Origin of the sequence: Haliscomenobacter sp. (assembly GCF_041740695.1) — a bacterium.
Lineage (GTDB): Bacteria > Bacteroidota > Bacteroidia > Chitinophagales > Saprospiraceae > Haliscomenobacter.
The window spans coordinates 31,445-48,863 of the sequence record NZ_JBGSLK010000113.1 but is presented as its reverse complement, the minus strand read 5'-3'; the positions used below and the strand labels follow the sequence as shown (position 1 = coordinate 48,863).

10 protein-coding genes are annotated in these 17,419 nt (G+C 46.7%); 6 read left to right on the top strand and 4 right to left on the bottom strand.

What is annotated here, in order from left to right; translation table 11 throughout:
- Window positions 1–59: 59 nt before the first annotated feature.
- Both ACEW9O_RS22590 and ACEW9O_RS22585 read left to right on the top strand, forming a co-directional pair.
- Complete coding sequence (locus tag ACEW9O_RS22590) at window positions 60–2,006, top strand: acetoacetate--CoA ligase (RefSeq protein ID WP_373552478.1); 1,947 nt, start codon at window positions 60–62, stop codon at window positions 2,004–2,006.
- 89 nt (window positions 2,007–2,095) lie between these two features.
- Window positions 2,096–5,659 carry an FG-GAP-like repeat-containing protein gene (locus tag ACEW9O_RS22585; protein WP_373552477.1) on the top strand — a complete coding sequence of 1,188 codons (3,564 nt, stop codon included), beginning with the start codon at window positions 2,096–2,098 and terminating at the stop codon, window positions 5,657–5,659.
- Window positions 5,660–5,665: 6 nt separating this feature from the next.
- Here ACEW9O_RS22585 and ACEW9O_RS22580 read toward each other — a convergent pair whose 3' ends face one another.
- Window positions 5,666–6,370, bottom strand: a complete 705-nt coding sequence (locus ACEW9O_RS22580) for a rhomboid family intramembrane serine protease (RefSeq protein WP_373552476.1) — start codon at window positions 6,368–6,370, stop codon at window positions 5,666–5,668.
- 305 nt (window positions 6,371–6,675) lie between these two features.
- Here ACEW9O_RS22580 and ACEW9O_RS22575 point away from each other — a divergent pair, with 305 nt between their 5' ends.
- Window positions 6,676–7,863: a S8 family serine peptidase gene (locus ACEW9O_RS22575; RefSeq protein WP_373552475.1), complete on the top strand. Its 1,188-nt coding sequence runs from the start codon at window positions 6,676–6,678 to the stop codon at window positions 7,861–7,863.
- A 115-nt stretch (window positions 7,864–7,978) separates the two neighbouring features.
- Here the strand turns inward: ACEW9O_RS22575 and ACEW9O_RS22570 are convergent, their stop codons facing one another.
- Window positions 7,979–9,058, bottom strand: coding sequence for a phosphotriesterase (locus tag ACEW9O_RS22570; RefSeq protein WP_373552474.1), 1,080 nt, complete (start codon window positions 9,056–9,058; stop codon window positions 7,979–7,981).
- Window positions 9,059–9,318: 260 nt separating this feature from the next.
- On the opposite strand from ACEW9O_RS22570, the gene ACEW9O_RS22565 reads away from it, so the two are divergent.
- The 3 genes from ACEW9O_RS22565 (at window position 9,319) to ACEW9O_RS22555 (ending at window position 15,471) form a co-directional block, all read left to right on the top strand.
- Window positions 9,319–10,566 (top strand): glutamate-5-semialdehyde dehydrogenase, encoded by a 1,248-nt coding sequence (locus tag ACEW9O_RS22565; RefSeq protein WP_373552473.1) that lies wholly within the window; start codon window positions 9,319–9,321, stop codon window positions 10,564–10,566.
- Between the two features lie 190 nt (window positions 10,567–10,756).
- On the top strand, window positions 10,757–11,479 hold the full coding sequence (locus tag ACEW9O_RS22560) for a YqjF family protein (protein ID WP_373552472.1): 723 nt from the start codon (window positions 10,757–10,759) through the stop codon (window positions 11,477–11,479).
- A 113-nt stretch (window positions 11,480–11,592) separates the two neighbouring features.
- On the top strand, window positions 11,593–15,471 hold the full coding sequence (locus tag ACEW9O_RS22555; RefSeq protein WP_373552471.1) for a T9SS type A sorting domain-containing protein: 3,879 nt from the start codon (window positions 11,593–11,595) through the stop codon (window positions 15,469–15,471).
- Between the two features lie 87 nt (window positions 15,472–15,558).
- On the opposite strand, the gene ACEW9O_RS22550 is transcribed toward ACEW9O_RS22555, so the two are convergent.
- Both ACEW9O_RS22550 and ACEW9O_RS22545 read right to left on the bottom strand, forming a co-directional pair.
- The gene (locus tag ACEW9O_RS22550; protein WP_373552470.1) at window positions 15,559–16,323 is read right to left on the bottom strand and encodes a LytR/AlgR family response regulator transcription factor; all 765 of its coding nucleotides are present in this window, start codon (window positions 16,321–16,323) and stop codon (window positions 15,559–15,561) included.
- Window positions 16,323–17,414, bottom strand: coding sequence for a sensor histidine kinase (locus ACEW9O_RS22545; protein WP_373552469.1), 1,092 nt, complete (start codon window positions 17,412–17,414; stop codon window positions 16,323–16,325). The genes ACEW9O_RS22550 and ACEW9O_RS22545 overlap by 1 nt, the downstream gene beginning before the upstream one ends.
- Window positions 17,415–17,419 lie beyond the last annotated feature (5 nt).

Sequence of the window (17,419 nt, the reverse complement as noted above, 5' to 3'; positions counted from 1 at the left end):
AATCAAAAGGGCAATCCGGGTTTCGATCAGGGTTGCCCTTCTGTTTTTAAAAAAACCTCATGAACAACCACCTGCGCTGGACACCCTCCCCGGAGTGGATCGCTCAAACCAACCTGACCCATTACCTGAATTGGCTGGAAAAAGAATCTGGACTCGCCATTCCTGCGGATTATACCTCCGCCTGGCAATGGTCGGTGGATCAGCCTGCGGCATTTTGGACTTCCCTGCTGCGCTATTTTGACTTGGACTGGACTTATTCCGCAGCCATGCAGGGGGAAATGCCCCATACTCGTTGGTTTGAAGGCGCGCTGCTCAACTATGCCGAGGAGATTTTTCGCCGTGCAGACGATCGGTTTCCAGCGATTATTTTCCAGGCTGAACACATTGAGCGGCAAGAAACAAGTTGGGATGAGTTGCGTACTCAGGTTGCCGCACTGCGGGCACACCTATTATATGTGGGCGTGAAGCCCGGTGATCGGGTCGTTGGGTACCTGCCCAACATCCCGCAGGCAACAGTGGCGCTCTTGGCGAGCCTGTCCATTGGTGCGGTTTGGTCCTGCTGTTCCCCTGATTTTGGGGTCAGTAGTGTGCTCGAACGTTTTGTACAAATCGAGCCGGTGGTCTTGATTGCCGTGAATGGGTATTATTATGGTGGGAAAAAATTTGATCGGCGGGCTGAAATCCAGCAGTTGAAGCAACAGCTCCCCACTTTGCTGGATACAGTAGTGATTCCTTATGTGGAAGAGTTTGAGCTGAATTTATTCCAAAGCAACGCTTGGTCGACCATCCTCCTTCAAAACCAAGATGCTGAATTGACCTTCACCAAAGTCCCTTTTGACCACCCCATTTGGATTTTGTATTCTTCAGGCACCACGGGTTTGCCCAAGGCGATTACCCACAGTCAGGGCGGGATGCTGCTCGAACACCTCAAGTACCTGCATTTTCACAACGATGTCCGACCCGGTGAACGCTTTTTCTGGTACTCCACCACGGGCTGGATGATGTGGAATTTTGTGCAGGCGGCCCTCTTGGCCAAGGCGACCATTGTCTTGTACGACGGCAGCCCCGGTTATTCCGATCTCAATGTATTGTGGAAAATGGCCGCAGATTTGCGCATCAACCATTTTGGTACCAGCGCTGCCTATATTTTGTCCTGTATCAAAGGGGGGATTCAGCCTGCTAGTTTTGGACTGGAGCATCTGCGTTCGATTGGGGTGACTGGTTCACCGCTGCCCCCCGAGGGTTTCGCCTGGGTATACGAGCAAGTGAAATCGGATCTCTGGTTGTGTTCCATCAGTGGCGGAACGGACGTGTGTACCGCTTTTGTGGGTGGCAATCCACTTTGGCCGGTATACGAAGGCGAAATCCAGTGCCGCACCCTCGGCTGCGCCATGGAATCCTGGGATGAAGCCGGATACCCGCTCATCGACGAGGTCGGCGAAATGGTCATCACCCAGCCGATGCCCTGTATGCCCGTGAAATTTTGGAATGACCCCGATTTTAGTCGCTACACGGCCAGCTACTTCGACACCTATCCCGGTGTGTGGCGCCAAGGCGACTGGTTGCAAATCACCCCCCGCCAAAGCCTGATCATCCTGGGCCGCTCGGATGCTACGCTCAATCGCCAGGGCATCCGCATTGGCACCAGCGAAATTTACCGCTCGGTGGAAAAACTACCCGAAATCCGCGATAGCCTGATCGTCAACCTGGAGCAGGAAAATGGGGATTCGATGATGCCTTTGTTCGTGGTACTGGCGGAAGGCGTGGTATTGGATGAGGCTTTGTTGAAAAAAATTGCCAACACCTTGCGGACGGATTTTTCCCCGCGCCATGTGCCGGATCGGGTGATTGTGGTGCCGGAAATACCGTATACATTAAGTGGTAAAAAGATGGAACTTCCAGTGAAGAAAATTTTGTTGGGGAAGTCGATAGAGTCGTCGGTGAATCGGGATGCGATGCGGAATCCGGGGGCGCTGGAGGTGTTTAAGGGGATAAAAATGGGGTGAGGATAAAAATTTAACAGTAAAAACACAGAGAGATTTGCTTTGATTTGTATGGATGTATTATTTTTGTTGGAAAATTACTAAACCAAAAAATGGATGCTGTAATGAGGAAATGGAGATTGACCCTGGTTGTAGTAGTGATGGTTTTGGGAATTTTGGGGCGTGTTTGGGGGCAGTTTGGGAAGGAGCGGGTGATTGAGGAATGCGAAGTATGTGAATTGAATGATATCCAAGTTGCCGATTTGGATAACGACGGGGATGAAGATATTCTTACTGCTTCCTGGGATAAAATATCTTTATACCGAAATGAGGGCAGGGGAGTTTTTTCAAAGCAAATAGTAATACTTAAAGGTTCATTCAGAATAGATGCATTGGCAATTGCCGACATGGATAGAGATGGAAAAAAGGATATTGTCTTTGCTGTAACAACTGCGAGATGGAATACTTTTGGCCCTGTTCAAGGCATCAAATGGATCAAAAATAAAGGAAACAATCAATTTGATGAAGCGATTACAATCAAAGAAAGACTAGAACAATATGGATCAACAATTAAATTTCAGGTCGTGGATTTGGACAATGATAAAGATCTGGATATTGTCACTTCTTTTGGCACTTTGTTTAAAAATGACGGGAATAATAAATTTTATCAGGAAGCAATACCGCCTTTTGTTTATAATATGGTTGTAACCGACTTGAATAAAGATGGGTTTGTTGACCTTATTGCAGTAGCTGAAAACCATTTATTGCAGTGGTGGAAAAATGACGGGAAAGGAGGTTTTAAACCTGTTGAAATTTATACCAACAATACATTTATGAACTCACCTATTGAAATTGGTGATTTGGATAATGATGGAGATAATGATCTTGTTTATGGGCTGGACTTTGGACAGAAAAGAGATTCAACTATTATCTTGATAAATATAAATCAGGGAGGTGAAAAATTTTCTACTCCAATTCGGCTTTCAGTGATTTCTGGAGGCATATCTAGTTTGAAATTTGCAGATATTGATAAAGACGGAGATCGAGATATCCTTTTTACTACTTTTGATTATCCCTCTTCCCTTTTCAGTTATAAAAATGATGGAAACGGTAATTTCAAAGAAAAAGCCATCTTGCATAAAACTTTCACTGGCGGGAATGGACACTTGGCTTTATCAGACATGGATAAAGATCAAGACGTTGATATTATTTATGGAATTGAAAATGACGAATTAGGGCTATTTATCAACAATGTAAAGACGGGTTTTGGGGCTTTTCAGAATTTAATACACCCCAATATTAAGGATGTACGTGCTCTTATACCTGGTGACCTGGATGGAGATGGAGATTTAGACATCATTGCAACATCCTATACTGATCATACGATTGGATGGTTCAAAAATCTACAAAAAGGTAATTTTTCAGAACAAATTATTATCAGTGATAGAGAAAATGCCCTCGATGCCAAAGTAATGGATGTGGATGGAGACAAGGATCTTGACATAGCGGCCATGATGTCTGGATCTGCTGTTAAATGGTTTAAGAATGAAGGCAACAAAGGGTTCTTATCATTTAATCCTGTGACTAAATATGGGCTTTCATACAGTACTGTTGGCCAAGGCGATATAAATGGAGATGGTTATTTAGACCTTGTGCTAAATGATGACTCAAGAGAGGAACTACTTTATTTTAAAAATGAGGGCAATGGTACTTTTGTAGATTTCTACACTATCGCGCATGGATTTAAAGACATTAAAGATTTAGCTGTAAAAGATATTGATAATGATTTAGATATGGATATTGTATTGATAACTAAACGTGATTTTTTGATTCATTTTTTTGTCAACGATGGGAAAGCGAATTTTACCAAACAAGTTTTGCGAGATACTTATTTACCTCACCAACTTTTAGTTGATGATTTAGATAATGATGGTGATCATGATTTGTTGACGATAGGAGATAGCTATGTTAGTGCATACACAGTATGGTATCAAAATAACGGGCAAGGTGTATTTAAAGCTATAAAACTGAGTGTTGACTCACTTGATTTCCCATCACTATTAAATTTTGATGTCGATAAAGATGGAGACACTGATATTATTCAAGGAGAAAACAATGGAAAAATAAGATGGCTTGAAAATCAAGGCAATGAGGCTTTCGTTAAGAGATTTATTTCTTTTGCTGAAAAAAAAAATATAATATATCGTATTTCCTCAGCTGATTTGGATTTAGATGAAGATGAAGATTTACTTTTGGCGATTGTAGGGAAGGTTGAAAAAATATCCTGGTTGGAAAACCTTGCCAACCACCCATCCATTTCCGGCTTCGCCTTCTGGGATGAAAACAACAACCACAAATACGACTCTTCGGAGCAAAAAATCTTCAATCTGCCCGTCAATCTAGAACCTGCTGCCCTGGCCTCCTACACGGATGCTCAAGGCCAATACCGCTTTTATGCCCCCGAAGGAAAATACCGCATCAGTGTCGCGCCAGACTCTTGCTGGGAGCTGAGTACGGATTCTCTGAGTTATCAAGTGGTGTTGGAAAAAAACAAACCACTGGTTCGCCACTTTGGCTTCAAACCTACTTCAAGCGCCCCCAAACTTAAAGTAAGGCTAAACTCCGCACCAACACGTTGTGGTTTTGAAGTTCCCTTTTGGTTGAGTTTGCACAATGAAGCTTGTTTGTTTACTCAGGGTAGGTACGGCTTGGTATTGAGCAAATTGGCCAATTTTGTACAGGCTGAGCCTGCGCCAAGTCAAATTCAGGGAGATACCTTATTTTGGGATGTGGATCAATTGTATGGCTCCGAAACCAAATCCGTGAAGCTACTTTTCCGCATTGCCGGGACAGATTTCCTTGGGGACACCATTTTGATGCGTGGCTTAGCCTATGTCGAAAACAATACGGGACAGCTCCTCCTCGCGAATACTTACGATTATCGCTCAGAAATTCGCTGTGCTTACGATCCCAATGACAAATTGGTTCAACCTACTCGGATTGCCAATTACAACCAAAATTTCACCTTGTTTAAAGAGCGTATGGAGTACACCATTCGCTTTCAAAACACGGGTACGGATACTGCATTTACGGTGGTAGTTAGAGACACCTTGGATGGCAATTTGGATTGGAAAACCTTTAAGCCGATCATGGCTAGCCACCCTGTAGAAACCCACCTAGTTAAAGATGGGGCCGTTGAATTTTTATTCCGCAATATTTTGCTGCCTCCAACCAAAACAAATGAACCGCTTAGTCACGGCTTCGTGCGGTATCAGATTTCGGCTAAAGCGGGACTAGCGGAGCAGACTGAAATTGCCAATACGGCGCACATTTATTTCGATTACAATCCTCCGATTACGACCAATACGACAGGGAATATTATGGTATCAGCGTTGCCTAAAAAGGGTGGAGGCCAGGGGCCGACTGGGATCGAAGCAAAGGTTTACCCCAATCCATTTTTTGATTATTTGCAAGTTGAATTAGTAAAAAGCAGCACCAATGCAGCGCTATATACTTTCTATCTGCAAAATAGTCAGGCCCAAGTATTGCTAAATCAGCACATCAATGGTGCGATTGAACGGATTGATACCGGACGGTTACCCAGCGGCCTTTACTTCTACCTAATCAAAGACGCCCAAGGCAGTGTGGTCGCTTCAGGTAAAGTGGTGTGCCGTTGATATCACTTACCGCCACCACCCATTGTCCCGTGTCTCCTTTTCCCGTTCCGACTTCGTCTTCAAAAACGCATCCCGGTTCAAAAAGAATTGTTCCTGGTTGTAAGTCGGGTCATTTTCCCAGGAGGGAACTTGCCGATGTTCATCGCGTTCAATCGAATTTTTGAACACAAAAGAAGCGAATATTCCCACCATAGCCCCCAACAAATGGCTTTCCCAACTCACACCCTCCTGGCCCGGGAAAATGCCATAAACCATTGAGCCGTAATAAAAGCCTACGATCAAGGCTAAAGCGATCGACTTGAGGTTGCGCCGAAAAATACCGCTGAACACTACAAACGCTGCCAAACCATAAATTACACCGCTGGCCCCGATGTGGAACACTGGCCGTCCAAATACCCATACCGCCGCGCCTGTCAGCAAATAAATCAGCGAAATACTGGAGATGGCTACACTGCGGTAAAAAAACAGCACCATCGCACTCAGTATAAACAATGGTGGGGTATTGGACAACAAGTGGGGAAAATCGGCATGAATCAGCGGCGCGGTGATGATACCCGGCAACCCGAAGGTCTCCCGTGGGTAAATGCCCCAACTACCCAAATTCAAATGCAAAATACTTTGTGCAAAGTGGATCAGCCAAATGCCTACCACAAACTTGAAAGGCAATGAAAGGCTTTCATATACACGCTGCTGGACAACTTTTTTCGACATGGTTTTTATTTTCGATAATGCATTATGCAGAATTTAACGGATAGATGCAAGGAAAAGTTTTTGGGGATAGCCTGTTCGGGATTTTGGATCAAAAAGGCATTAAACTAGACGACTTTATTCTGAAACCGTTCTTTAGCATTTCACTGACAAAACTTTAAGCTTTCCTTTCCATCCTCGAAATGAGATTTGTCGTTTTAAATTCGAAGCAATCAAATCCAGCCATCCAACTGAGTACATGCAGCAGCCCTTTACCTTTACACTAAGAGATGTTTAAGTTTTTGAATCACCCGGTAAAAAGGAAAATGATGTCAAGGGTAAAATATTTAACAGGAATCCTATTGCTGAGCTTATGGGCATGCACTCCCGAGGCAGACGACAGTTTGAGCATTAGACCAAGCGAGCCCGATGATTGTTTAGTCAAGGCTTCAGCCAGCAGTGGTGCCATCATTGTAGGAACTTACATTGTAGCGATGAAGGAAGGCAGCCTGCGCAGTAGTGCAAGTGCTACATCGATACAAGCCCGTGCCGAAGACCTCATGCAACAGTACAGCAGCACGACCGAAGAAGAGATAGAAAGTAGTTTTCACGGCGGTGCCATCGATGGCTTTGTAGCTCAGCTCAGTGAAGCTACTGCTCAGCGTTTGCAAAAAGATCCTGCGGTAGATTTTGTTGAACCCGATCGCATCCTGGGCTTGTGTGCCTGTGTAGAATTGGTCAGTTCGCGCCAAGTGGTGTGGAATGTGCGCAAAACCGGCTACGGCAATGGCCTCAAGTTTAGTGATAAAACCGTCTGGATCGTCGACTCCGGCGTCGACCTTGATCATCCCGACCTCAACATTGATGCCGAACGCAGTCGCTCCTTTGTATCTGGCGAAACAACCGTCGATGACGTGAACGGACACGGCACCCACGTGGCGGGCATCATCGGTGCGCTGAACAACAACCTGGGCGTTTTGGGCGTCGCCTCAGGTGCCAAGATGGTCGCGCTCAAAGTGTTAGACAAAGAGGGTGAAGGCCGGGTTTCGGATATTTTACGCGCGGTGGCTTATGCGAGCCTGAATGGCCAAGCGGGCGATGTGGTCAACATGAGCCTGGGCGGCGAAGGCACCTCCCTGGCCTTGGAACGTGAAATCCGCGCTGCTGCCGACAAAGGTATTCTTTTCGCCATTGCCGCAGGCAACGAAGGTGAAGCTGCTTCAGCTTATTCCCCCGCCCGGATCAACCACAGCAATGTCTTCACCGTATCCGCCGTAGACAGCACCGATACTTTCGCTAGCTTTTCCAATTTTGGCAACGATGTAGTGGATGTAGCGGCTTACGGCGTTCGGATTACTTCCACCTGGATGAATGGAAGGTATGCGATTGCTTCGGGGACTTCGGCGGCGGCACCACACGTAGCGGCACTATTGCTGATTCGGGGCGTGGGTATTCCGACCAGAGGAACGGCTAAAAATGACCCGGATGGGGTGGCTGATCCCATTGCGAGGGAATGACTCGCTACTGAGGTGCCCCTTCAGTGTCTTTCGTTCCTTAGGTGGTGAAAATAAAACCAGCACAACATTTTTCACCACCTAAGAAACCTAAGGCACTTAAGACTCACCTCAGCCGCTATTTCCTCCTCGCCCTTACCCTGATTTTAAACGCCTCCTGCGGATTTTTTACCAACATCCATTCAATCTCTTTTTCTGAAAAACCCCGCTCCCGCAAGACTGGCAATAAATGTGTAAAAATCAACGTATACGGCTGAAAACGCCCGCCCCCTGGTACCCCATGCGTATACCAGCCCGCATCGTGCGACAACAACACCCGGCCCAAGCAGCCCGCCGCCTTTAATGCTTCAATGGCCTTGACGTAATGCATCAAGGCCGTTGAATCTCCACCTCGCTCAGCCGGGTTCACCCAACCCAGGCCATCCAGCGAAATCCAGGCCCCTTTTTTAGCCAAGGCTATCCGAGTTGCGTCAGTACCACCTTGGGCGTGCGTCCATACCCAGGCATTGAGGGCTACACCTGCTTGCTCCAGGATTTCTACTTGGCGCAAAGCCAATGGATCAGGGCCAGTATGGGCCACAATCGTCAAGCCGCTGCGCAAGTGGGTACGCGCTGCCGCGCTAACGATTTTGGCATCAATTTCGGAAAGCGTGGAATCTCCATCCACCCCAATTTTGATGAACCCAGGTCGGACGGAAGTGCCATCGATGCCGTTTTTGAATTCATCCAACCAGCGCTCGGCAATTTGTTCGACAGTTTCGGTGTAGGCACTCGCAGGGATGTGTTGGTCACCTCTAGCCCCGTAATACCCCGTATTGCTCAAAAACTGTAGCCCGGTACTGTCCGCCAAACGTACCAGCAATTTGGGGTTGCGGCCAATGTAGTTGGGGGTACATTCCAGGATGGTTTTGACCCCATATTTTTGGACTGCCCGCAGATAAGGGAGGATGACTGCTACCGCTGAGTCGTTGTTCCACAATTCGGGTCGAGTCGTTTCAGCTCCTGACCAATCGAGAAACACGTGCTCGTGGATGAGTGTGAGGCCCATTTTAGCGGGGGAAATACGACCACGGATGGTTTGGATTTTTTGTGCACTGAGCACAGTTAGGCTGCAGCAGAGCAATAGGGAAAGTGTAATAAAACGGCTGAACATGGTGATCTTTTTGGTTTGGACGATAGACTTTAGGTCAAATTGCATAATTTTTTTAGAATCGTTCACCCGTACTGGAAACTTTTTGCCCCTATTTTTGGCTTTTGATTAAGAGCATGTTTAATTTTTTTTGTTTGAGGCGAAAATGACCCAATTTAGGCTGAACGAGACTCGAAAAGCGGAGTTTATCCCGACAAGCCGGGACAGGACAGCGCTAAATGAGCATTTTCGGGGCGAAATGCAGCCTAAATTGGGTCATTTGCAGCCAAACAAAAAAATTTAAACATGCTCTAAAACTACTTTTAGCAATGGACACAATCCTGGAACAACTCCACGCCACCCGCCAGGCGGCCCGTAAACTGAATCAACTCAGCAACGCTGACATCAATACCATTCTAAATCGTTTGGCTGATGCCTGTATCGCCCAAACTCCCGCCCTTTTAGCTGCCAATCAACAGGATTTAGACCGCATGGATCCCACCGATCCCAAGTACGATCGACTCTTGTTGAATCCTCAGCGCCTTCAGGACATTGCCAGCGACATACGCAAAGTAGCTCAATTGCCTTCGCCTTTAGGGCAAGTACTTGAAGAAAAAACTTTGCCCAACGGACTGGAGCTTAAAAAAATCAGCGTGCCGATGGGCCTGATTGGCATCGTGTACGAGTCTCGACCCAATGTAACTTTTGACGTGTTTGCCCTTTGCCTCAAATCGGGGAACGCCGCTGTGCTGAAAGGTAGCCGCGATGCCCATTTTTCCAACTTAGCCATCGTGGGACTGATCGAAACTATCCTGGCTGATTATCAACTCGAGCAAACGGTTTACCTCGCCCCCAGCGAACGGGACGCCCTTTTGCCCATTTTGACTGCCAACCAATACATCGATCTGGTGATTCCCCGGGGTAGCCAGGGGCTGATCGATTTTGTGCGCAAAAACGCCACCGTGCCCGTCATCGAAACCGGGGCGGGCATTGTCCATACCTATTTTGATGCCAGTGGCGACCTGACTAAGGGCAGTGCCATCGTGCACAATGCCAAAACCCGGCGGGTTAGTGTCTGTAATGCGCTCGATACCTTGATCGTGCACGAAGCCCGTTTGGGCGATTTGGCCGCATTGTTGCAGCCATTAGCCGCCAGCCAGGTGGAATTGTTTGCGGACGAAGCTGCCTTAGCGCAATTAAGTGGACATTACCCTGCGGAACTATTGTCCTTAGCCACCGAGGAGCATTTTGGGACGGAGTTTTTGTCCTACAAAATGTCGGTAAAAACCGTGGCGAACCTGCAAGCTGCCCTCGATCACATCGATCAGTATTCCTCCCGCCATAGTGAAACCATCGTGGCGGAAGATCCCGATGTGCAAGCGCAGTTTTTGCGCGATGTGGACGCAGCGGTGGTGTATACCAATGCTTCTACGGCCTTTACCGATGGTGCGCAATTCGGAATGGGTGCCGAAATTGGCATCAGTACCCAAAAGTTACACGCCCGTGGGCCGATGGCGCTACCAGAACTGACCAGTTACAAGTGGGTGGTGAAAGGAGATGGGCATATTCGGGCATAGTTTTTGGCGACAAAGAGAATAAGGAACAAAGGGCGTCCCTTAGGTGTTTCCTTTAGTGCCTTAGGTTTCTTAGGTGGTGAAGAAAGAAAATTTTTAACCACCTAAGAAACCCAAGGCACTAAAGCTACACCTAAGTTAAAATAGCACCTTATTTTTTTCCGTTTCCTGAGCAGGCTTTCAAATTTTTACCATGCAAAATCCCTTCCTTACCGCCGAATGGCGTCGACTCCTGATGTTCAATTACGCTGTTGATCCAGCGGTATTGGTGCCTTATATGCCAGCCGGGGTAGAACTGGATTTGTGGAATGATACCTGCTACATCAGCTTGGTCGGTTTCCGTTTCATGAACACCAAAGTGCTGGGTATAGGTTTCCCCGGGCACCGTCATTTCCCGGAAATCAACCTGCGATTTTATGTGCGGTATCAAGACCCGGAGCTGGGCTGGAAAAGAGGCGTCGTATTCGTCCGCGAGCTGGTGCCGGTGCCCACCATCACCTGGGTAGCCAATACCTTGTACCGCGAACGTTACAAAACGGTACCCATGCAGTACCAATGGAACGAAATGCCCGAGCAACTACAAGTACAATATTCCTGGACGCAAAAAGGCCAGCATTACCAATTTTCGGCTACTGCCCAGGCTCAAGGCGTCGATCTGGTGCCCGGCAGCGAAGCAGAATTTATCACTGAGCATTACTGGGGTTACGCCCTTTGGGATGCGCAACGGACGATGGAGTACGCCGTGGAGCACCCCCGTTGGCAAACCTATGCGGTACACACTTTTGATTGTAGCATCGATTTTGGCGCAGCCTATGGTGCTGAATTTGCCTTTTTAAATACCCTTGGACCCAAATCGGTGTTTTTGGCCGAAGGCTCGGAAATAGCGGTAGGTAAAGGGAGTTTGTTGAAAAAATAGTGGGCTTGAATTTTTTTTGAAAAAAAACTGTGCAAACGAGCGTAAGAAATAAACGGCTTTGGAGATGAGTAGATGAAACCTACTTAATTCGTCCAAATTTTAATTCCATGAACATGAAAAAGTTCCAAAGCCGTTTGATGTTAGTGTTCTTTTACCTCCTGATGTTGAGTGTTCCGAGCACCTTGTTGGCCCAAATCCAACCCACCGTAACCAATACCGCTACCGCGAATGGTTTTGTGGTAAAAAAACAGGTCAGCAACTCCACTGTGCCTTCAGGCGTCGTTTTTACCTACACCATTTTTTACACCATTCCCGCTGGTGCCACCAGCATCGCCATTACTGATCAGGTGCCAGGTAGTTTGGTCATTGATGGGGTGATTCCCGGTTCCGGTTGTGGCACTCCGGTGGTAACCGTAAGTGGCAACCTGGTTACCTACAGCCTCGCCTCGGTGAGCTCAGGTTGTAGTGGTACCTTCCAAATCAACGTTCACTTCCCAGCGGGCACTACTTGCCCTGGCACTACAGCCCGCAACCAGGTTTGCCTGGAAGCCAAAAACCAATCCAAAATTTGCACTGATTTTATCTCTACAACCGCTACTGCAAATAATCCCTTTGCCGTGAGTAAAGGCGTCACGGGCTTGTCCTGGAATCCTCAAAACAATGGTTGCCAATACATCATGGCGCTGGGCGGCAATGTCACCTACAACCTGATCGTGTACAAAGCCAGCCCCTACCAAGGCAACGATGATGGCCAAATCAACTTGAATAGCGCTATTGTTACCGACGTATTGCCTGCAGGCGCTACTCTCGTGTCCAGCACCTGTGGCATCACCCAAAGTGGCAATACCCTGACCTGGAATGTGGGCAACCTCAATGCCGCCAGTCCTTGGGTGTATCAAGTTTGTCAGGTGACGGTGAATTACCCGGCAGCTTCTTTCCCCGTGGGTACCCAAATTCCCAATACTGCTACACTTTCTGGCACCAATGTTTGTAACCAACAGTTCAGCGCCAACAGCAATACCACTTGTGTGCAGGTAGCTGCGCCCATCAGTTCTGGTACTTTTGGCAAAGGTTTGTACCTGAACAACAAAATGCCCGGCTGTCAAGGCATTTACTACCTCACTACTTGCAACAATGGCAATACCCCGCTGACTTTTTCGGTACAGGATGTGTTGCCCGCAGGTGTTACCGTTAACTCAATTGTGTTCAATGCTTCTGCTCCGGTTACCGCCTCTGCTACTTTGGCCAATAGCTCGGTTTCAACCATTGCCAGTAGCCAAACAGGCAACATCAACTGGACGGCACCGATCAGCAGCCCAGTCGCAACCTTAAATTTTAGCCAAACTGGCCTGGCCGCTTCGGCTTGTTTACAAATCCAGATTTACTTCACCATCAATGCCAATGTAGCACCCAATACCACGATTACCAACTGCGCCAATCTGACATCCAGTCAAATCCCGGCTCAACAAAGCTGTGCCAGTTTTGTAACTTCCACTCCCGCGCCGGATTTGTGCCTGTACAAAGAAATTTGCAGCCCTCAAGTGGCTTATCAGCCCGGCAATACTTTCCGCTACCGTTTGCGGGTGCAAAACATCGGCTCCCAAAATGCCACCAATTTCAACCTCAGCGACATCCTCGACCCCAGCCTGACGTATGTGGGCAACCAAATTGCCTATTCCAGCAACAATTACAGCCCTGCCTGCGGTGGGGTAGGAGCGACCCCCTGGGCAATTGCTAGCCCCAGTGTAAGTGGCCAAACCCTGAACTGGACCAACCTGAATATTGCCGCAGAATGTAAGGATTTTTATTACGCCAATTGTGGGGTGTACGGTACGCAAGGGGTGACTTTCTACTTCATCGAATTTGATGTACAAGTATCGGCTGATGCAGCGAGCGGGATTGTTCCCAATACCTTCAAGGGTTCTGGTGGCAACCTGCCAGTTGGTGAGACCTCCAATATAGTTTATACCATCATCAACGTAACCCACGGTACCGAACTGACCAAAGAGATCAGCAAAGACAACGTGACCTGGGCAAACAGCACGACTACGACTGCTGGCGGCAGCCTTTGGTACCGCTTGAATCTCAAAAATACCGGAACTGGCCCATTATACGATGTGCGCAAGGTTGACCTGCTGCCGATGAACGACGGCGCCAACGACTGGAGAGTAATGAACCGCGCACTGACCCGTGGCTCGCAGTTTGGCGTGAGCAACCCAACTGGCTACGCTTACGCAGTAGTGGCTACACCCCCCGCAACGGGAACCGCAGGTACCATGGCCGGAAACAACCTGAGCATCCTGAACTCGATGGGCATCAACATAGGCAGCACTGCCGACGCCTGGCCTTTCACGGGATCTGGCAACAACGTCGGCATCGGTTACGGCGCGGTTTATGGCTTGATCAGCGGTGGAACCCTTCGCTCCAGCTTCAAAGTGACTACTGCCGCAAATGCGCAGACCAACCAGCAAGCTTGCAACGATTTTGTATCCCGTGGTTCGGGCAAATACATCATCAATGGCAACCTTGCTTACACCCCGCTGACCCCTGCTGCATCCAATACGGTATGTGCTTCGGTGGTATCCAGTGGCTGCTGCGAAAAAACGACCCTGCAAGCGATCCAGGGCAAGTGTTGCCTGAAACTGGTGACGCCTTGTGAAGTCAAACTGATTCAGGTTACCGTACAAGGTGGAGTCATCAGCAGCGCCAATTGGAACTGTGCGGCTAGCCTGGGTGCTTACCAGGGCCAAAGCAACTTCAATTTCATCCCGAATGGTTGTGCACCAACGATGGACCTATGTTTTGACGCCAGCCCCAACAATACCACTGGAAGTATGGTGGTCATGTTCAGCATCACTTTTGCCAACGGCGAGCAGTGCTTCAAAGAAATCAAACTTGACGGTTGCAAACCACAAAAACCTAGTGATTGCTGCGGTGAATGGGGCCTGAAGTTCAAGAGCTCTCATTTCAAAAAGACGGGCATTTTCACTTACACCAACCCTTCTACCAAGCCAATTTGCTCGGTAAATATTTTGGCAGCGGCTGGTTTGAGCGCCGGAAGTTACAGTGTGGATGGTGGTTTGTCTCAGCCCATGACTAGCACGAGCCTGATTACCCTGAGCCCTCCCGCTTACAATAGCCTGGTATTCTGGGTAAGTGCCAGTGTGACCTACGGCAGCAACATCGTTTTGCAAGTAAACTACTGCGATGGCACGTTCTGCCGTGATACCCTGAAGTGGAAAGGCAACATCATCAACCACGATGTGCCTACGCTGAGCCACGCCATTCAGTCGAAATTGTACGCAGTGCGCCTGCAAGCTGACCCAAGCTCAAAGTACCACAGCGAAATTGCGGCCATGGCCGTGAGTCTGGATCAAACCGATCCTGGTACTGGACGTTTGTCTTCTGCTCCATACATCTTTGCCGCGAATGCCGGGAAAATTGAAGGAGAAAGCCTGCGCGATGACCAAAACTGTGCGGTCAATACCTCGATGGGTACAGATTATGTGTACAGCAGCTTCCCATCCGCTGAAGACCTGGAATACTGCGGAACGGCCATCGAAAGAGGCATCTCCCTGGTGATTGCCGACAACAGTGGTGCCAAAACCGCCCCTACCTTGCTGATCACTTACTTCGACGCTGAAGGCAACATCCTCAGCACCCGCAAGTTCAGCAACTACATCAGCGGCGACATCAGCACCTCGGCTGTTGACCTCAAGAACAACGAAACCGACTTCGTCCAACTGAGTGTGTATCCCAACCCGGCTAAAGAACAAGCTACCTTGACTTATGCCTTGGGCCGCTCACGCACCTTGAAAATCGACCTTTACGATTTAAATGGCAAATTGGTTCAAACTTTGGATCAAGGGCAACAAACCGAAGGGTTCCACAAATTAAATGTGAATACGAGCACTTTGCCTGCCGGGATGTATTTCATCCGCTTGTTGAGCGATGGATTGGTGCAGACGCAAAGGTTGAGTGTGGTGAAGTAGTTCTTGGATTTATTCTTGGAACGATATAGGTAGGTATTCCCGCAGTGCTGGTTGGCGCTGCGGGATTTTTTTGTACTGATTAAACTGCTACATGAGCCATTGCTTAAATTCCGTAATCTTTTCTATGCTCACAAAAATGGTGTTTTTAGACAATGGTGCTAATTCGACTTTCAGTTTGGACGTTGACACATAAGTAATGTTGGAGATGGATTTGCGCGCGATTAAAAACTGCCTATTTATTCTAAAAAACACCTCGGGGTTTAAGTCCATCTCTAATTGAACCAGAGAATACTCAATGGGGAAACTTCTATTTTCTGTTGTGATTAAAGATGTTGTTTTTTCGATGGATTGAAAATAAGCGATTTCATCCATTTCAATAGAGTGTAATTTGTTGCCTATTTGGACTAGGAATCTGTTTTTATAGGCTTTGTTGTTTGTTTGAATCAACTTGACAAGTTCTTGATATGGAATAGCTGGTTCCAATTTATTTTGAAAAAATTGTTGATATTTGTCAATTGCCAATTGCAAATCTTCTTGGATAATAGGTTTTAACAGGTAGTCAATGCTTAAATGTTTGAAAGCCTTTAATGTATATTGATCAAAAGCGGTGGTAAAAATAATGGGTTTGGTAGACTCTAATTTTTCAAAAATGCCAAATGCATTGCCATCGGAAAGGTGGATATCCATTAGGATTAAATCAATATCTAGTTGTGGGATTTTTAGAATGGCCTCTTTTTTAGACTCAATAACGTCCACCACTTCAATATCTTGGCTGAGTTCATCCAGCATCCGTTTGAGGTTTCTTGCGGCTATGGCCTCATCTTCTACGATTAGTATTTTTATAACAGCCATTATAAATCTTTAATTACGGGAATTTTAGCAATAAAATGGTCGGCACTTTTCTCAAAACTAGCTGCTGGAAAGTTCAACAACTCAAGTCTTTGCTTTAAGTTGCTTAGTCCCACTTTTTGAGAGTGAGTTACATCTTCTCTTGGTTGTATATTGTTTCTGACGATTAGGTTATTCCCATCTGTATATATTTCAATGACCAGTGGATTCTTGCTGGAAACCAAATTATGCTTGACCGCATTTTCTACCAATACCTCCAACGTTAGAGAAGGAATAAAACAATCAAGCTTTTCTGTAGGGATTCGAATGTCGGCGATGAGCTTGTCATCAAACCTGATTTTCAATAAAAACAAATATGATTCAATAAAATTCTTTTCTTGTTTCAAGGTGCTGACTGTTTCTTCGCTCTGTTCGATTACATATCTGTAAATTTCGGAAAATTCTTTAATAAACTTGTCCGATTTATCAATATCCTCGTGTATCAAGCCGCTCAATACATTTAGCGTGTTGAACATAAAGTGGGGGTCAAGTTGCTTTTTTAGCACATTGGCTTTCATGATGGCCTGCTCCTTCAACAATTCCTGAATGGCCGATTTTTGGGTGGCTTTTCGTTGGAAATAACTGAATGTTTCTTCAATGGTGAATAAGGTGGTAAAAAGTGAGGTTGTCAGGAATAGGATTCGCTCTGTGATGGGTAAAAATGTAGGGAATTTTTGATGATGTCCTCTGCCTGTCAACAATTCTTTTTGTAATAAAATTTGGTGATAAAAATCAGGTAATCCAAAATGTTGCATGTAGAAATAGACCGGAATAAATAGAATGACATAAAGGATGAAGCTGTACAATAACATTTCAGCTATTGTTCGTAAAAGCCTTTTTTTAAATTGCGCTTCCCAATGATAGATTACATCTAATGCGATAACGCTTCGTTGTACGCGATTTCTAAAAAGAAAGACACCAAGCAGTATGAAAAAAACGACAAAGACTTCTTCAATAACAAAAATAAGTCCCCGATTGGGATCCAACACTTTGGGCACCACAAAGGTCAATACTACAGTCAATAAAAAAGTAAGGTAAGCTCCACTTCTATTCATAACCC